Origin of the sequence: Paenibacillus flagellatus, from assembly GCF_003217775.1 — a bacterium.
Taxonomy (GTDB): Bacteria; Bacillota; Bacilli; order Paenibacillales; family NBRC-103111; genus Paenibacillus_AB; species Paenibacillus_AB flagellatus.
Map to the genome: position 1 here is coordinate 1 of NZ_QJVJ01000016.1, position 17,343 is coordinate 17,343.

General features: G+C 61.7%; 11 protein-coding genes. 5 read left to right on the forward strand and 6 right to left on the reverse strand.

What is annotated here, in order from left to right; all coding sequences use genetic code 11:
- Positions 1-13 precede the first annotated feature (13 nt).
- Positions 14-145 carry an IS3 family transposase gene (locus DLM86_RS27245; protein ID WP_281272205.1) on the forward strand — a complete coding sequence of 44 codons (132 nt, stop codon included), beginning with the start codon at positions 14-16 and terminating at the stop codon, positions 143-145.
- 81 nt (positions 146-226) lie between these two features.
- Here DLM86_RS27245 and DLM86_RS27250 read toward each other — a convergent pair whose 3' ends face one another.
- The 3 genes from DLM86_RS27250 to DLM86_RS27260 form a co-directional block, all read right to left on the reverse strand.
- The gene (locus DLM86_RS27250) at positions 227-1,192 is read right to left on the reverse strand and encodes an NAD-dependent epimerase/dehydratase family protein (RefSeq protein WP_110843228.1); all 966 of its coding nucleotides are present in this window, start codon (positions 1,190-1,192) and stop codon (positions 227-229) included.
- A 12-nt stretch (positions 1,193-1,204) separates the two neighbouring features.
- Positions 1,205-2,398, reverse strand: coding sequence for a glycine C-acetyltransferase (locus DLM86_RS27255; RefSeq protein ID WP_110843229.1), 1,194 nt, complete (start codon positions 2,396-2,398; stop codon positions 1,205-1,207).
- Between the two features lie 101 nt (positions 2,399-2,499).
- Positions 2,500-3,690: a bis-aminopropyl spermidine synthase family protein gene (locus tag DLM86_RS27260; RefSeq protein ID WP_110843230.1), complete on the reverse strand. Its 1,191-nt coding sequence runs from the start codon at positions 3,688-3,690 to the stop codon at positions 2,500-2,502.
- A 568-nt stretch (positions 3,691-4,258) separates the two neighbouring features.
- On the opposite strand from DLM86_RS27260, the gene DLM86_RS27265 reads away from it, so the two are divergent.
- The 3 genes from DLM86_RS27265 to DLM86_RS27275 all read left to right on the forward strand — a co-directional run bounded on the left by DLM86_RS27265 (position 4,259) and on the right by DLM86_RS27275 (position 12,173).
- Positions 4,259-5,449 (forward strand): M20 metallopeptidase family protein, encoded by a 1,191-nt coding sequence (locus DLM86_RS27265; protein WP_110843231.1) that lies wholly within the window; start codon positions 4,259-4,261, stop codon positions 5,447-5,449.
- Positions 5,450-5,832: 383 nt separating this feature from the next.
- Entirely contained in the window at positions 5,833-11,049 is a 5,217-nt protein-coding gene (locus DLM86_RS27270; protein WP_146250312.1) for an S-layer homology domain-containing protein, read from the forward strand.
- 158 nt (positions 11,050-11,207) lie between these two features.
- Positions 11,208-12,173, forward strand: a complete 966-nt coding sequence (locus tag DLM86_RS27275) for a GNAT family N-acetyltransferase (protein WP_110843233.1) — start codon at positions 11,208-11,210, stop codon at positions 12,171-12,173.
- A 113-nt stretch (positions 12,174-12,286) separates the two neighbouring features.
- Here the strand turns inward: DLM86_RS27275 and DLM86_RS27280 are convergent, their stop codons facing one another.
- Entirely contained in the window at positions 12,287-13,024 is a 738-nt protein-coding gene (locus DLM86_RS27280) for an SDR family oxidoreductase (protein WP_110843234.1), read from the reverse strand.
- A 153-nt stretch (positions 13,025-13,177) separates the two neighbouring features.
- Between DLM86_RS27280 and DLM86_RS27285 the strand changes: the two genes are divergently transcribed.
- Positions 13,178-14,113, forward strand: coding sequence for an AraC family transcriptional regulator (locus DLM86_RS27285; RefSeq protein WP_211326595.1), 936 nt, complete (start codon positions 13,178-13,180; stop codon positions 14,111-14,113).
- 73 nt (positions 14,114-14,186) lie between these two features.
- Here DLM86_RS27285 and DLM86_RS27290 read toward each other — a convergent pair whose 3' ends face one another.
- Complete coding sequence (locus tag DLM86_RS27290; RefSeq protein ID WP_110843236.1) at positions 14,187-15,665, reverse strand: arylsulfatase; 1,479 nt, start codon at positions 15,663-15,665, stop codon at positions 14,187-14,189.
- 115 nt (positions 15,666-15,780) lie between these two features.
- Positions 15,781-17,334, reverse strand: a complete 1,554-nt coding sequence (locus DLM86_RS27295) for a sulfatase family protein (RefSeq protein WP_158289687.1) — start codon at positions 17,332-17,334, stop codon at positions 15,781-15,783.
- Positions 17,335-17,343: the final 9 nt, after the last annotated feature.

Here is a 17,343-nt window from a genome sequence, read left to right on the forward strand (position 1 = left end):
CGAGATGTATCATCTGAACTCATACCATACGTTCGAGGAACTGGAGAAAGCCATTGACGCCTATATTTACTTTTACACGAACCAGCGAATACAGGCAAAATTAAACGGCCTCAGTCCTAAGGAATATAGGACTAAAGCCGTCTAATTCTTTTACTTATTTGTACTGTCTACTTGACGGGGTGCAGTTCAGAATGTCGCCGTTTACGGTCCCTTATTTAAACTCGATTCAGCTGATTTTCTGATCCGGGCGCCGCTTCTCCTCGAGCTTCGCCAGCATATCCGCCGTCATCCGCTCGAGATCGTATTCCGCGCGGAATCCCCATTCCTCCGCCGCGGCCGTCGCGTCGATCGCATCCGGCCATTCGTCGGCGATCGACTGCCGCACCGGATCGACGTCGTAGTCGAGCTCGAAGTGCGGAATATGACGCCGGATGCTCGCCGCGATCGCCTCCGGGTCGACGCTCATCGCCGTGACGTTGAACGCGTTGCGGTGCTTGAGCCGGGAGGCGTCGGCCTCCATCAGCTGCACGACCGCCCGGATGGCGTCCGGCATATACATCATGTCGAGGAAGGTCCCCTTGGCGATGTAAGACGTGTACGCCCCTTGGCGGACGGCCTCCACGTACATGTCGACGGCGTAATCGGTCGTGCCGCCCCCCGGAGGGGCCGAATGCGAGATGAGGCCCGGGAACCGGATTCCTCTCGTGTCGAGGCCGTACTTGGCGAAGTAATAATCGCACAGCAGCTCGCCCGACACTTTGTTCACGCCGTACATCGTCAGCGGACGCTGAAGCGTATCCTGCGGCGTGCCGACCTTCGGCGTGCCGGCGCCGAACGCGGCGATCGAGCTCGGGGTGAAGAATTGGCAGCCGAGCGCCCGCGCCGCCTCCAGCGCGTTGACGAGCCCGCCCATGTTCAACTGCCACGCCAGCAGCGGACGCGCCTCCGCCGTCGCGGACAGCAGAGCGGCCAGGTGAATGATCGTATCCGCCCGATGGTCCTTCGCCGCCTCGAACACCGCATCCGCCGCGGTCACGTCGAGCAGGCGGAACGGACCGGACTGGGCCGCCTCGCTCGAATTGGACCGAATATCCGTCGCCAGGACGGCTTCCTCCCCGTACAGCTCCCGCAGCTTGACGACGAGCTCGGAGCCGATCTGCCCGAGCGCGCCGGTAACCAGTATGCGCTTCATCCGAATCCCTCCCTATCCGATCAGCTTCAGCTCGCGCCCGACTTTCTCGTAAACGGCCAGCGCCCGGTCGAGCATTTCCGTCGTATGGGCCGCCGTCGGCATGTTGCGGATGCGGCCGGTTCCCCTCGGCACGGTCGGAAACACGATCGCCTTCGCGTACACGCCTTCCTCGTACAATCTCGCGCTGAACCGCTGCGTCTCCTCTTCGCCGCCGATGATGCACGGCGTAATCGGCGTTTCCGTAACGCCCGTCGAGAAGCCGAGCCGCCGCAGCCCCTGCTGCAAATAAGCGGCGTTGGCCCACAGCCGTTCCTGCAGCTCCTTGCCCGTCCGCAAAATGTCGATCGCGGCGATGCAGGAAGCGACCGCTCCCGGCGGCAGCGCGGTCGAGAACAGGAACGGACGGCTCCGCACCTTCAGCCAATCGATCAGATCGCGCGAGCCGGCCACGTAGCCGCCGACGACGCCGACCGCCTTCGACAGCGTGCCGATTTGGAAATCGATCCGGTCGGACAGCCCGAAATGCTTCACCGTACCCGCCCCTTCGCCGAGCACGCCCGAGCCGTGCGCGTCGTCCACGTAGGTGATCAGATCGAACTCCTCCGCGATCCGGACGATGTCGGGAAGCTTGGCGATGTCGCCGTCCATCGAGAAGACGCCGTCCGTAATGACCATGATTTTGTCGTACTTGCCCGACGCCCTCGCTTCCTGCGCCTTGGCGCGCAAGTCGTCCATGTCCGAATGGCCGTAGCGGATGACGGTCGCCTTCGTCAGCCGGCAGCCGTCGATGATCGAGGCGTGGTTCAGCTCATCCGACAAAATCGCGTCGCCCGCGCCCATAACGGCCGAAATGGCCGCCATGTTGCAGTTGAAGCCCGACTGGTAGGCGACCGCCGCTTCGGTATGCTTGAAGGCGGCAAGCTTCTCCTCCAGCTCCGCATGGAGCGCCAGCGTCCCGTTGATCGTCCGGACCGCTCCGCTGCCTGCGCCGAACGTACGCGTCGCCTCGACCGCGGCTTCCACAAGCCGGGAATCCGTCGCGAGCCCCAAATAGTTGTTCGACGACAAATTGATCAGGTCGCGCCCCACTATGCGAATGATCGGCCCGTTCGGCCCTTCGAGCGGCTCGATCGTGTTGTACAGCCCCTTCTCCTTCAGCTCGGCGAGATTGCGACGCAAAAACGAAGCCAAACCGATGCTTGCCATTATAACCCCTCCATTGTATGCTATAACGCTCAAAAATCCGTTTTCATGGTATATACGTTATATTATACATGTGTGCGTTATAATGTAAATACTTTGTACCCTTATCGTTCGGCATCGTCGCATGCGGGCTCTATCGCTTGCTTCGATACCAGCTCGAACGTATCGTTGCCGCAGAAGGAGCATCCTTCGTTTTTCAGCTGCTCGATGGCGGCGATCGTTTCCCGCAGGCCGACGGTTACGTTCCGCGCGCATCGCTTGCAGCGATACGTACGCCTCGTTTGTTTGACTTCGCCCGTATACAAGGCGTCGGCGAAAACGCCGCGGTGCTCCGGCTCGGTTTGGTCGGTCGTGCGCAGAATGAACATTTGGCTCCGGTTCGCGATCATTTCCGCCCCTTCGTAAGCATTGAAATTCGGATAGCCGGCTCCGACGGTCAGTCCCATCCGTACGAGCTCGCGCTGCATGGCCAGGTTGAACGCCGGCGACTTATGCGCGAACGACAAAAAAATCGGCAGCCCCTTTTCCCGCTTCAGCGCGCTGATCCCGCGGGAGACGAACAAGCTCATGCCCTGCAGCGTATAGGGCGGATCGGTGAAGATGCAGTCGAACCGCCCTAGAAGAGAATCCGGAAGCGGCTCCCGCAAATCGATGCGATGGCATTCGATCGGCATGCGATGTTCCGCGGCGATTTCTCCGATCAACCGCAAGAACCGTTCGTCCTTGTCGAGAACGTGAATACGCGTCGCGGAATGATCGGCTCCCGGAAACAGCCGTCCCAGAAGCACCCCCATGGACACGCTGACGAGATCGTCGTCGCCTACGCACAATATTCGTTTGCCGATCAGAGCATGCTGCTTCAAGCCAAGAACCGCCCGGCGCAAGCTGGTTTCCGGCGTGCACATCGATTGGTCGATCCGGACGTCGGCCGGCGGCCGCGAAGCAAGCAACGCTTCCGCTTGCGCAAGCATTCCTTTCCATTCGGCGGCCCGCTCCCCTTCGCGGATCAAGGCTTGGTACAGCGAACGGTCCAGCCCTCCGAGGCCCCATTCCGTCTCCAGCCGTGCGGACGCTTCGGCCGTACACCGGACGCCGCGGTCCTGCACGAGCGCTCCCGCTTTGATCAATTCCCGTTTCACCGCCGCGGCGACGGGGACCGGGAGCAGAACGCTTCGGGCCAGCTCCTTGGTCGACACGCCGGGGTGCAAATAACATTCGAGCAGCAGCTGCTCGATCGCCACCCTCCCTTCCTGCAGCTCGATACGCTCGCTTACCCGCTTGATATACGAATCCATAGTCCATCGCTCCTTCACCGAAAATAGAAAAAAGGGCACGGATGAACGAACGTCATCCCTGCCCTTGTATGGCCTAATCGTCAAGCACCGCGAAAACAAACAAAAATCCGCGCTGAACACAGCACGGATCGGGTGCAAAAAGAATAGGTATCCCTAAGGATCCAGTCGTATCCGTTGTTCTTAACTAATTCCGAAGACTTCGAACGCCCATGCCCAATAAGCCTCTCGATTCTCGCTTCGAGCGGATGGAGCCGTTTGAACTCTTCCCATATGGAATTGATTAGTTAAGAACGACCGCAGACATTAAAATCTCTCCTTAGTGGAAGTACCTTCCATTCTATGTTATGGATCGGTCGAAGTCAAGCGATCCCGAATCGTGAATATTAAAAACCGAATGGTTGACCATGAATCGAAAATGTCCTATTTTTAACCATATGGTAGAATTTTCAGACAACAAGCCGGATCGCATTTTCATGCTTTAGCCGCTAGGATCGGGCGATCGGCGTTTCTTGGCAAATCAATTTACCGTAAATGCAGGTATTCCGAACTCATAGGGGGGAATTGGGGCATGGATAAAGGCAGCGGTTTACGGGAGGAAGCGGCAGCGCTGCTCGATTCGCTCGTCGCTTGGCGGCGCGATTTTCACCGGCACCCCGAGCTTGGCTTCGAAGAGCACCGAACGTCGAGTATTGTTGCCGATCATTTGCGAACGCTCGGGCTTGAAGTCCGGACGGGGGTCGGCAAAACCGGCGTCGTCGGGCTGCTGCGAGGAGCGGAGCCGGGACCGACCTTGCTGCTCCGGGCGGATATGGACGCCTTGCCTATTCCCGACGGGAAGGACACGAACTACGCGTCCACGGCAACCGGCAAGGCGCATTTGTGCGGACACGACGCCCATACGAGCATGCTGATGGGAACGGCCCGGCTGCTGGCGGAGCGAGGGCTGCCTCGCGGCAGCGTGAAGTTCGCGTTTCAGCCGGCGGAGGAAGGATCGGCCGGGGCGAAGGCGATGATCGAGGACGGCGTGCTCGACGATCCGAAGGTCGACGCCGCCGCCGCTCTCCATGTGTGGCCGTTCCTTCCGACCGGCCGTCTCGGCTTGGCCGGCGGCGCCGCATGGGCGGCTTCCGATACCATCAAGATCCGGATCGTCGGCCGGAGCGGACACGCCGCCTACCCGCATCAAACGATCGACCCGATTCCGGTCGCCGCCCAAGCGATTACCGCCCTGCAGCACATCGCGAGCCGACAGGTCGATCCGCTCGATTCCGTCGTCGTCACGATCGGGCAGATCAACGGAGGTTACACCCGCAACGTCATCGCCCCGGAGGTGGAAATGACCGGTACGGTGAGGACGTTGAACCCGGCTGTCCGGGAGCGGATGGAAGCGACAATCGCGACCGTGCTCAAAGGAACAGCGGAGGCGCACGGGGCCGCCTACGAGCTGGAATACCGATACGGCTATCCGATGGTAATCAACGACGACGATATGGCCGGGCTGCTGACCCGGACGAGCGCCGAGCTGCTGGGTGAAGGCGGATTGGAGCGGCTCAAGCCGACGATGGGCGCCGAAGATTTCTCGTTTATTGCGGAGCGCGTGCCTTCCGTCATGTTCCGGCTCGGCACCCGAGGCGGCGAACGGAGCGGCTACCCGCTTCATCACCCGCTGTTCGATCTGGACGAAAGCGCCATGCCGGTCGGCGTCGCGATGCTGTCCGCATTCGCTTTGAACTTCTTGAATCTCCCTCGGCCCGATTAAGACCGGAATGCCCTGCCGCTTCGAAACGTTGCGGCAAGGGCTTTTTTTTATGGAAGCGACCGCAGCTCTCCCCCCCTCCCCGATTAAACTTTCTACTAGAAAATAATGGTTCTTGTATCGTCCATACACCCCCACTATAATGGATGGGCAATGAACGAAGCAGAGTGCAAAATACCGGCTTGGAAAAGGAGGTTATGATAGGCGAAGTCGGGAACGCCCCCGCTATGGGGAACGATCGAAACGTTTCATGACGGTTCGGCTGCCGAAAAGAAAACTTCATAGAAGCCTTCTTTGCTGCGCAACACGAACTCGCGGCCGGTGGACGGGAAGCCGAGCCTTCCCGCAACCATGCGGGCCTACCCAATCGCAAAGGAGTGCAAGACTTGCCAATCTTACGAGCTTGTCGAAAAGGAATATCCCTGTTACTCGCCTGGGTAATGGTCGGTCTGATCGCACTACCCGCCGCAAACGTCGCCTCTGCCGCCCCTTCGGTAGATGCGTACGACGATCCGATCGCGGCGAGCTGGCCGGCATTCACGGCCTACGCGGACCGGAACGGAAACCCGTTTTACGATCCGGCGAACGAACCCGGGATCAGCCCGGATGACGTCGATTTTACAAGCGGAGCCGTCAAAGGGATCGGGGACAAGCCGTCCTTTTATGCGGCCGGCGACGGCACGAATCTCTTTTTCAGAATGAGAATGCTGGGAGATCCGAGAGATACGAAGGGCGGGTTTCTATCGTCCGTTTGGCTGGTCAAGCTTTACAAGAACGGCGTGCATAAGGCGACGGTAGGCTTGAACGGCAAATCGCCGCACGAAGATTACATATATATGGCGAACGCCGGCGGATCGGTCGTCAAATCGATCAACAAAACCGATTCTTCCGGCGAAAACGTTCGGGGGGCGAGAGTAACCGAAGACGATAACGGCGATTACTTTCTCGACTTCCAACTGCCGATAAGCCGCTTGGCGGAAATCGATCCGGAGCTGACGCCGGATGCGATCGTGCAATTCGATTTCGCAACGTCGAAGGCGGCGAATTTGTCGGTCGTCAATAAAGACGGGATGAACGGCAACGGGAACGGCTCGAACGGAGCCTATATCCGGCTGGCGCCTTTCGCCGTGTACTCGCCGACGATGGCGTTCACCGGTTTGGCGAACGGGGCCGACGCATTCCCGGATACCATCGCGGGAACGACCTCGGGAGCCCGGACAGGCAGCTCCGTAACCGTAACCGTCACCCCTCCGGGGAACGGGGAGCCTGTAGTCAAGCAGACGACGGTTACCGACAACGCTTGGAGCGTAACCGGCATTACCGGGCTAGCCGCACAGGGAACTTACACAGTGACGGCCGTCGTGACGAACGAAAACGGCGACGCCGCAACGACAAGTCAAACGTTGACGGTCGGTACGGGAGCGGCTTTCGTAACGCTGGCCGGAGATGCCGATTATTCGACCTTCGTATTCCCGACCGGCTTCTCCGGCCAGTACGTCAGAACGACGGGCGGAGCGCGGAAAGTGAACGTGCATGTGTACAAGCTGTCCGACGTCCCCCCGTACGAAACTCAAATCGCGTCGGTGACGGGATCAAACGTCAGCGGCTCGCCGGGATCGTGGGGACCCGATACGATGTCGTACACCGGACTGGAGCCCGGGAAAGCCTATAAAGTGAAGGTTGAAGCCGCCAATAACCCGAGCATCGTGGCCTATAAAACGATTCGTTATCTAAGCGGCAACGTAACGATTACCGTTCCGGAAGACCAATCGCGGTCGTCGAACGCGACGCCGGAAGTAAGCGGTACGGCCGATTCGGGCGTTACCGTATCGTTATATGTGGACGGCGCTTTATACCGGGACGTCGTCGCGGACGAGAACGGCAGCTGGACCGCCACAATCGACCGGGCGCTAAGCCCGAATGCGGATTCGTCCGCGTATCACGAATTCAAGGCCGTCGTCACCGCGGATGACGGCACGACCCGGGAGGACGTCGTTCATTACGGCGTCGACGAAGTGAACGTCAGCGCGGAAAACGGCGCTCACGACTTCATCTATATCAACAATCGGGAGCCGGCGATCCGCGGACGCTCGACCGATACGTTTGTGAATGTGAAGTTCGTGGAGGACGATCAGCCTGAACATAACTTCGAGCTCCAAAACGTCGAGGTCACCGGCGGCAAATGGTCCAAGCGCGTTCCCGCCGAGAACGCCTTGAAAGACAATACCCGTTATACCGTTACGGTCACGGCCGCCAACGACCCGACCAAGACGGCAACGGTAAAGCTTCGGGTCAAAACTTCGAACTCGGTCCATATCGCAAGCCCCGTTTCGGGCGGCTCGACCGGTAACGCAAGAGAGCCCATTACCGGAACGGCGGAGCCCGGCGCCTTGGTCGAATTGAATTTGAATCGCTCGACGATCGTTCAAGTGACGGCGAACGAGACGGGCCACTGGTCCTATACGCCCGTCGGCGATTGGAATCCGGCCAACACGGTTATCGCCACGACGTCCGACGTCGCAGGCAACACGTCCGAAGAGGAGACGCATTTCACCGTCGGCGATCAGCCCCCTGCGAACGGGAGTCCGACCGCTGCTTCCGAAAGCATCGAAGTGCATGCAGGCGTCCCGTACGTCGGTCAATTGAAGGGCGCCGACCCGGATCACGATGCCTTGACCTATGCGAAAGCGAGCGAGCCGGCGCACGGAACGCTCGAAGTCGAGGCAGACGGAAGCTTTACGTACTCGCCGAACGACGGCTACACGGGAACCGACGGCTTCACGTTCCAAGCGACGGACGAGCACGGAGCGGAAAGCTCCGCGGCGACGATCGGCATTACGGTCGTTCCGGCCGGCGTCACGGTGAACGCCCCGCCGACGGCGAACGCGCAGACGGTCAAAACGCAAGTGAACCAAGCTTACAGCGGTACGCTGACGGGCACGGATCCCGAAGCGGGACAATTGTCGTATCAATTGGTCGACGCTCCCGCCCACGGTACCGTAACCGGCGACGTCTACGGCGGAAGCTTCGTCTATACGCCGGAACCCGGCTACACCGGGCAGGACGGCTTCACCTTCGCGGCCGTCGACGAGCATGGCGCGGCCAGCGCTCCGTCCGCGGTTTCGATCACGATCTCGAACGATACCGCCGTCATCGAGCTTACGGCCGATCCGGACAAGATTATCGGGGACGGCAGGTCCGTATCGGTTCTTCGGACGAAGATCCAAGCGAACGGCGTGCCGGTAGCCGGTGTGCCGGTTCAATTCTCCGCGACGCTCGGAACGTTTCTGAAGGAGGACGGCACCGACTATTCCGAAACGCCGGCGGTCGAAACGAATTCGGAAGGGTTCGCTATCATCCGGTACCGTTCCGCGAATATTACGCCGGACTTGACTCCGAAAACGGCGGTCGTAACCGCCACGGTCAACGACACCGTCCGCGGGCTCCATGCCGAAGCCAGCATCGATATCGTCTTCCAGCCGGCGTATTTGAGCGGCAAAATTACGGAGACGAAAGCGAACGGAACGACCGTACCGCTCAAGGGGAAACGGATCGCGGTCAAGGGCGATACGGACGGCGACGGCGATATCGACGGCGACGACTTTTCGACCACGACGGTAACGGGCGACGACGGCAGCTATGCGCTGGCCGTTCCGAAGGGCGAAGTCGACTATGTTGTGGAATATACGAAGACGGTCGGCTCGAAGGAGATCACCTACACGCAGCCGGCGCCGTTTCCCGATCCGATTACGGGGACGCTGCAGGAGGAGTCTTCCGTCGAGACGGTCGCCGGCATTATCGGCGGCAAGGACCGGTCGGGCAATCTCGCCTTGATCGATTTCCGGGCGATCGACGACAGCCGGAGCCACGTGAACCCCGCCTATAAGGTTTATCTCAAAAAAGGCGGCGGATACGTCGACCGGACCAACGCGCAAGGTCCTTCCGTCGCTTCGCCTGACGAAAGCGAAGGGTACGAGATGAGCGGCGACGGTTTGTTCGTCGCCAGCGGTATCCCGCAAGGCACCTACGAGCTGGAAATTCGCTTCTACTTCGATACGAAGGGCGAGGACGGGCTTCCGACCCGCGGTTATGTCGTCATCAATACGAAAAGGGACGGCACGCTGCCGAACGTATCGGTCGGTTCCGGCGAGATGAACATCAACGAAGAGCTGATCGACCCGTACGGCATCATTACGGACAGCGAAACCGGCGTTCCGGTCGTCAACGCCCGCGTCGTATTGAAGTACGCGAATACGCCTTACAATATCGCCAGAGGCGTTACCCCGGATACGGAAGTGTATTTGCCGGAATTGCCGGGCTTCCCTCCGTCCGATAACGCGAGCCCGGTCCAGTTCAGCGACGCGGGAGGCAATTACGCGTGGATGGTTTACGGCGACACCGACTATTATATCGAGGCGACCGCTTCCGGATACTACGATTACCGGAGCTCGACGATTCCGGTCAGAAGCACGATCGTTCGTCACGATTTCCAAATGGTGCCGTTGTGGGCGGGCGGCGGCTCGTCCTCCGGGCCGGTCGTCCCGACGAAGCCGCCTGTCGTCGTGCCGGCGCCGCCGACGGACGACGGCAAGCCGAACCTTACCGTCAATCTGGAAGTGACGCGCAGCCTGTTTAAAGAAGAGACAACCGGCTCGATCTTCGTCGACTACGTGAACGACGGGACGGCGAAGCTGCAGGCCGGGGAAATCGTCGTGACGCTTCCCGAAGGATCCGAAGTGATCGAGCCGAAGGACGGCGTTTTCGAGGAGAAGGAGCACACGTTCACTTGGCCGGTCCGGGATTTGGACGTCGGCCGGAAGGGCAGCCTCACGCTGACCGTCAAGTTCCCGACGCTCGTGGCTTCGGAGAAAATCGTGAGCGTGAAAGCGAAGGCGAAAGCGACCGTCGGGGAGCTGATCCATCCCGACCAAGCCGTCGCTTCGCTGAAATTTCTCGTCTTCTCCACCCGATTCGGCAATTTGAACCATCAACGCTATATTCTCGGCTATCCGGACGGCACGTTCAAATCCGGCCAATCGTTGACGCGAGCGGAGCTGGCGGCGGTGATCGCCAGACTGTCGGGCAATAAGGATTCCGGAGAAACCGTCCGGTATGCCGATGTTCCGGCCAAGCACTGGGCATATCCGTACATTCGCACGGTCACGCAGTTGAAGCTGTTCGACGGCTACGACGACGGAACGTTCCGGCCGGATCTCCCGATCGGCCGGGGCGAGCTGGCCGTCGTGATGACCCGTTATCTGGAGCTGGACGTCGCCCGGCCGATCGACGCGACATTCGCCGATGCCGAGCGGCATTGGGCCCAGCATGCGATCGAAGCGCTGTACCGGAACGGCCTGCTGTCCGGTTATCCGGACGGCACGTTCAAGCCGGACGAAGCCATTCGCCGCATCGAGGCCGTCACGCTGGTCAACCATATGCTGTACCGCGGGCCGGTGGCGAAGGCCGATCCGACATTCCCGGACGTCGCGACCGATTACTGGGGATACGGCGATGTGGAGGAAGCGTCGGTGTCTCACCAATCGTCGAGGGAAGATAGCGGGTCGGAGAAGTGGGTCCGTCCGCTGCAGGACGACGTCCAATAACTGCCGGCAAGCCGATTAGGAAATAGGATTAAGAACGTACTCGTCGTCAGGGCGGGTACGTTTTTCTTTTTTATCGCGATGGTTGGCACTCCCGCTCTTGTGGGTTAAAGTATAGACAGATGCAACCCGTATACTCGAAAAAGCGATGAGGTGCAGAGATGGAATTCAAGCCGTTGGAGCAATCGCGGATCGCTGACATGGCCGATCTGTGGAATCAGGAGTGGGCCGGGACGTTTCCGATGCGGGAGCGGCTGCTGCTGCAAAACGTGTTCGAGGACCGCAATTTGCTGAATTCCGGCTCGTGGATGGCGATCGACCCGGCGACGAACCGGCTGCTCGGCTTCGTCACGGCCAAAGTGTGGCAGGATCATGAATCGGGCATGGCGTTCGACGACGACGCCGGATGGATCCAAGCGCTCGTCGTGGACCGCGAAGCGCGCGGACGCGGCATCGGCGGAGAGCTGCTCGCTCGTGCGGAGTCGGCGCTGCGCGAGAAGAAGGTCGGGCGAATCGTGCTGGGCAACGATTTCTATAGGCGGTTTTTTCCCGGAGTCCCGACGGAAAACCCGGATGCCAAGCGCTGGTTCGAGCGAAGGGGGTATACGGCGTTCGAACGGTCGCACGACCTTCTGAACGAATACGAGGAAGCCGGATCAATCGAGCGGCCCGAGGCGGACGGAGCGACGTTCCGGTTGGCCCGGCCCGAGGACCGGGACAACCTTCTCGCCTTCATGAAGCGGTGCTTCCCCGGCCGATGGGAGTATCAAACCCGGTACTATTGGGAGCGGGGCGGCACGGGCCGGGAATTCGTCGTGCTTGAGAAAGACGGCGGCGAGATCATCGGGTTTTGCCGGCTGAACGACGATCAGTCCCCGATTCTCGCCCAAAATATATATTGGGCCCCCCTCTTCGCCGACAAAATGGGAGGAATCGGACCGCTCGGCATCGACGAACGGTTTCGCGGCTACCGGTACGGTCTCTCCATCGTGCAAGCGGCCATAGCGGAGCTGCGGGAACGGGGCGTTCGCAGCATCGTGATCGACGCTACGCCCTATGTGGACTTTTACGGCAAGCTCGGCTACCGCCCCTGGAGAGCGTACTGGCCGATGCATCGCATCTTGTAGACGCCCGACCGTTGTACGAAAAAAATCGCCATTTTCGCTCGAGCTTGCGAAATGGCGATTTGTGTTTGCGGATGCCGCCGCCTGGGGCGGTTACCGGACGTCCGGAAACCGCGTCAATTGGATCCGCCGTTCGCGCGGATCGTCTGCCCGGTAATCCAGCCGGACCGGTCGCTCACCAGCAGCTCGACCGCATTCGCGATGTCCTCCGGCTCGCCGAGGCGCCGGAACGCATTCGCTTGGCTCGTCGCATCGATCTGCTCCTGCGTTTTGCCGGTCATGAACAGCTCCGTGCGGACGGGCCCGGGTGCGATCGCGTTGATCGTAATCCGCTTCGGACCGAATTCCTTCGCCAGCTGGCGGGTCATCTGCTCGACGGCCCCTTTCGTCGCCGCATAGACGCTGTAGGCCGGAAGCATCGAGCCGACGACGGAGGTGGAGAAGTTGACGATTCTCCCGCCCTCCTCCATCCGCTTCATCGCTTGCTGGCAAGCGAAATAGGTGCCTTTGACGTTGATCGCGAACAGCCGGTCGAAATCCGCTTCCGTTACGTCCCCGATCAGCCTGTAGTCGATCACCCCGGCATTGTTGACCAATATGTCTACCTTGCCCAGCTCGGAGACGGCGTCCGCGAACAGCTTCTCCACATCGCCGACCCGGCTTACGTCCGCTTGCACGGCAATCGCTCTCCCGCCCCGCTTGACGATGGACTCGACCGCTTCCTCCGCTTTATCCCGATTCGCGGCATAGTTGATGACGACGCTGGCGCCGAGCGACGCCAGCCGCTCCGCTATCGCGCGCCCGATTCCTCTCGACGCTCCCGTTACGATCGCTGCTTTCCCTTGCAAATGCATGCCCGGATCCCTCTTTCCCTATTGGTGTATGGTTCATGGGATCATTGTAGCGGAGCGGCTACGGAACGGGGTAGCCCGATCGCGGATGACGATTGCCTAATCCTATCCGGTTTGTTATGATTCGGTCAACACATGCATCGGAGGTTGATCGGTATGAAGAATAACGAACGGACGACGTCGGATCCGGCGGCCGGTCTGGGCGAGCTGGCCGCCTTGATCGAGCGGCACGCCCCGACGGACGGATCGCATGAGACGGCCGTTCCGGCCCTTCGCTTCATCCGCGCGACCGATACGTACGGTACCGTCCATTCCGTCTATACGCCGTCGCTCTGCATCATCGCGCAAGGCGCCAAAACCGCATCGCTTGCGGATGAACGGTACCGGTACGACCCGGCCTCCTACCTGGTCACGTCCGTCCACCTGCCCATCGCCGGACGGGTCGTCCGGGCGTCGCCCGAGGAGCCGTACCTGGGCCTCCATCTCGGCTTCGGCACGGACGATATTCTCGACCTCGCCGAAGAATTCGATCCGGCCTCTTACGGAGGGACGGAGGTCGAGCGCGGCATCGGAATCGATACCCTTACTCCCGAGCTGCTGGACGCCGTCGTCCGGCTCGTCAGGCTGCTCGATTCGCCGCAGGACGTTCCGGTTCTGGCTCCCCTCGTCATCCGCGAAACGTTGTACCGGGTCATGCAGGGCAAGCTGCGCCGGATGATGCTGACGTTTGCGGCCGCCGGCAGCCATTCGCACCGCATCGCCGGCGCCATCCGGCTCATTCGCCGGGATTTCGACAAGCCGCTCCGGATCGAACGGCTGGCGAAGGAAGTGCATATGAGCGCTTCGGCGCTGCACAAGCATTTCAAGAAAGCGACGGCCATGAGCCCGCTGCAGTATCAGAAGGCGATCCGTCTGCAGGAGGCGCGCCGCCTGCTGCTTGCGGAATCGCTGGAAGCCGCGGATGCGGCGTTCCGGGTCGGCTACGAAAGCCCGACCCAATTCAGCCGGGAATACGCCCGCATGTTCGGCCTTCCGCCGATCAGCGACGTCCAGTCGGTTCGCGGGGCGCTGCTCGCATCCGAGCGGCGGTAAGGGCAGAGGCGAAGCCGCCGCCGCGCTGGGCCCGAATCGCCGGGGCGGCATCGTTTCCCGCTTCCCGCTGTCGTCAGCTCATCCACTTGTACGGCGACGCCTCCAGCCTTTCGCGGTACCGGGGCGACACGAGAAACGGCTTGCCGGCTTGGCTGACGAGCCGTCCCCCGTCGGTCAGCCCCGCTCCCCTCGGCTCGAGCTCGGCGACGAGCCGCTTCCGCCAGACGTCCAGCTCCTCCCGCCAGTCGCCGTCCGCCGACAAGTCCCGCTCCTCCCGGAAATCGCGGCTGATGTCGAACAGCTGCTCCCGGCCGATGCGCGGCAGCCAGACGTACTTGCGCTTGCCGTCCGTCATGTACTGCATCTCCTGCTCCTCGGAGTAGCACGTGCTGTGCTCCCCGTGGATGTACTCGCGCCCGACGCTCTTCCCTTCCATCAGCGGCTTCAGGCTGATGCCGTCGACCGTATCCGGTATCGGCAGGCCGAGGAAGTCGAGCACGGTCGGCATCAGATCCTGCAGGACGGCCGGCGTATCGACGACCGCCCGGGCGGGCTTGCCCCACGCGCGCGGAGGACGGACGATCAGCGGGACGCGCGCGGAGCCGTCGTACGCGTACGTTTTGCGCCACAGGTTATGATCGCCCAGCATGTCGCCGTGGTCGGAGACGAACACGATCAGCGTCCGGTCGAGCTCCCCGATTTTTTGCATATAGGTCAGCAGCCGTCCGATCTGGTGATCGATATGCGTAATCGAGCCGTAGTAGCCCGCGCGGGCGCGGCGAATTTCCTCGTCCGAGCGCACGCCCCGCCACGCGTCCGGCCGGGCCGCCTCCTCCGGATCGTCGTGCATGGACGCCCATTCTCCCTTGTACGGGGCCGGAATCGCCTTGCCTCCGTTCGCATACAAGTCGAAATAATACGCCGGAGCGTCGTAAGGGGAATGCGGCCGGGCGAACGACGTTTTCAAGAAAAACGGCTTCGCCGGATCGCGCCGCTTCAAAAACTCGATCGACTCGTTCACCGTCCAGTTCGTCGGATGCAGATGCTCCGGCGCATGGTACGGCCGGGCCATCCACGAGTTCCAGCCGATGCCGTGGTCGGTGATGTCGTAGTCCCCGTCCTTGTGGCGCTGAAACCATTTCCGGTAATCCGAGACGAAGCCCGGATCCTCCTCGCGCCCCGATTCGTCCAGCACGGTATGGTGGAAGCCGTTCAGCGTGCGCTGCGGGTAAAAGTGCATTTTGCCGACGCCCTGCGTATGGTACCCCGCCTTCGCCAGCTCGCCGGGCAGCGTATGCGCGAACCCGACCCCCATCGGGCCTTGTCCGCGTCCCATTCCGAGAATGCCCGTGTTCCACGGCTTTTGCCCGGTCAGCAAGGCCGCCCGCGCGGGAATGCACGACGGGCTCGGCGTATACGCCTGCGTGAAGATCGTCCCTTGGGACGCCAGCCAGTCCAAATTCGGCGTCTCGACGACCGGGCTGCCGAAGCAGCCTACGCTGTCCGCCCGCTGTTGGTCCGTCATGAGAAGAAGCACGTTCGTCCGCGTCATATCCATCCCTCCCTTTCGTCAAGATCAGTGTAGCAGGAACCGCTTTCAAGAAAAAGAAGCCATTCCGTGCGAAAAGCGAAACGACGGAGCGGCAATCGCTCGCTCCGTCCCCCTTTCACCAGTTCGACGATTTGCCGGCCGACGGCCGGTCGTGGCGGACGTGCCTCTCCAGCAGCTCCGCGTGCATCGCCTGCCGGACGGCCGCCGCCTCCGGCGTCCCCGCGAGATCGGCCGTCTCGCCCAGATCGGCCTCGTGGTCGTACAGCTCGCATTCGCCGGCGGCGGGATACCATGTGTACCGGTACCGGTCGTTCCATAGACTGAAATTGCGATCTTCCGGCGCCTCCCCGTAACAGGCGACCGTGACGGGCGACGACGGAGCCCGGCCCTCCAGGAGCGGGACCAAGCTGCGGCCCTGGACGCCGTCCGGCGCCGGGACGCCCGCCAGCTCGCACAGCGTCGGCAGCACGTCCGCATTGCTTACGGCCGCCCGGCACTCGCCCGGCCAATCGTCCCGGCGCATGGGCACCTTCACGAGGAGCGGCACATGGTTGAGCGCCTTGCAGCCGAATTCGGACTTGAAGATAAGCCCGTAATCGCCGAGATAGTCGCCGTGGTCGCTCGTGAACAGCACGATCGTATCGTCCTCCAGCCCGAGCTCCCGCAGCGCGCCGGTCACCCGGCCGACGGAGAGGTCGACCAGATGGAGCATCGCGTCCGTATATTGACGGGCGAGCCGGACGAAGCCGTCGCCGAACCGCCGGACGTTCTGCAGCGCATCGTCGCGGTACAGCCTGCGCATCGCGGCGGGGACGCCATACGGGTCCGCCTTCTCCCGGGCGGGCGGGACGTCCTTCGACGCGAACCGCTCGGCCAGCTCCGCGGGCGGCACGAACGGGAAGTGCGGATCGGGGAAGCCGAGAAACAGCAGGAACGGCCGCGTGTCGTTCGCCGCCTCCCGCAAGTACGAGACGGCCCGACCGGCGATCCAGGTCGAGCTGTGCGCCTCGACCGGCACGACGCTCGGGTACAGCGTATGGCGGGAGGCGCCGCTCCCCCGGTACAGCCCCGACTTCACCCGGGCCGCGACTTCGGGATATTCGCGCTCCAGCCACCTGCCGTAATGGCCGGTATAGTCTTCCCCGTGGCCGATCGTCAGCTCGACCCGATCGAAGCCGTAATACGGTCCCGACCACGACTCCATCGCCTCTTCCGCCCACCGGACGCGCGACTCCTCGTACCGGCAGCTTCGCGGCGCGTTCGTGCACGTCAGGTGCAGCTTGCCGATCGAGGCGGTCCGGTACCCCGCCTCCGAGAACGCGTCCGCCATCGTCGGCACGTGGCTGAACACCCCGGCGTTCAACGGCTGACCGTCGTTCATCGGATGGCCGGTCCAATGGTCGCGCCGCGGCAGCGCCACCCCGTTCGTATGGACGCCGTGCCCGTTCGGGTACCGTCCCGTGAACAACGAAGCGCGCGACGGCATGCAGACCGGGCTTGCGCTGACGTGCCGGCGAAACAGCGTCCCTTCCGACGCGAGCCGGTCGATGTTCGGCGTCTCGGCGTACGCGTTGCCCGTGCAGCCGAGACTGTCATATCGCTGCTGGTCGGTATGGAAAATGAGCACGTTCGGCCGTTTGTCCGGCCGGACGGCCGTCCGTTCCTTCATCGCGATCTC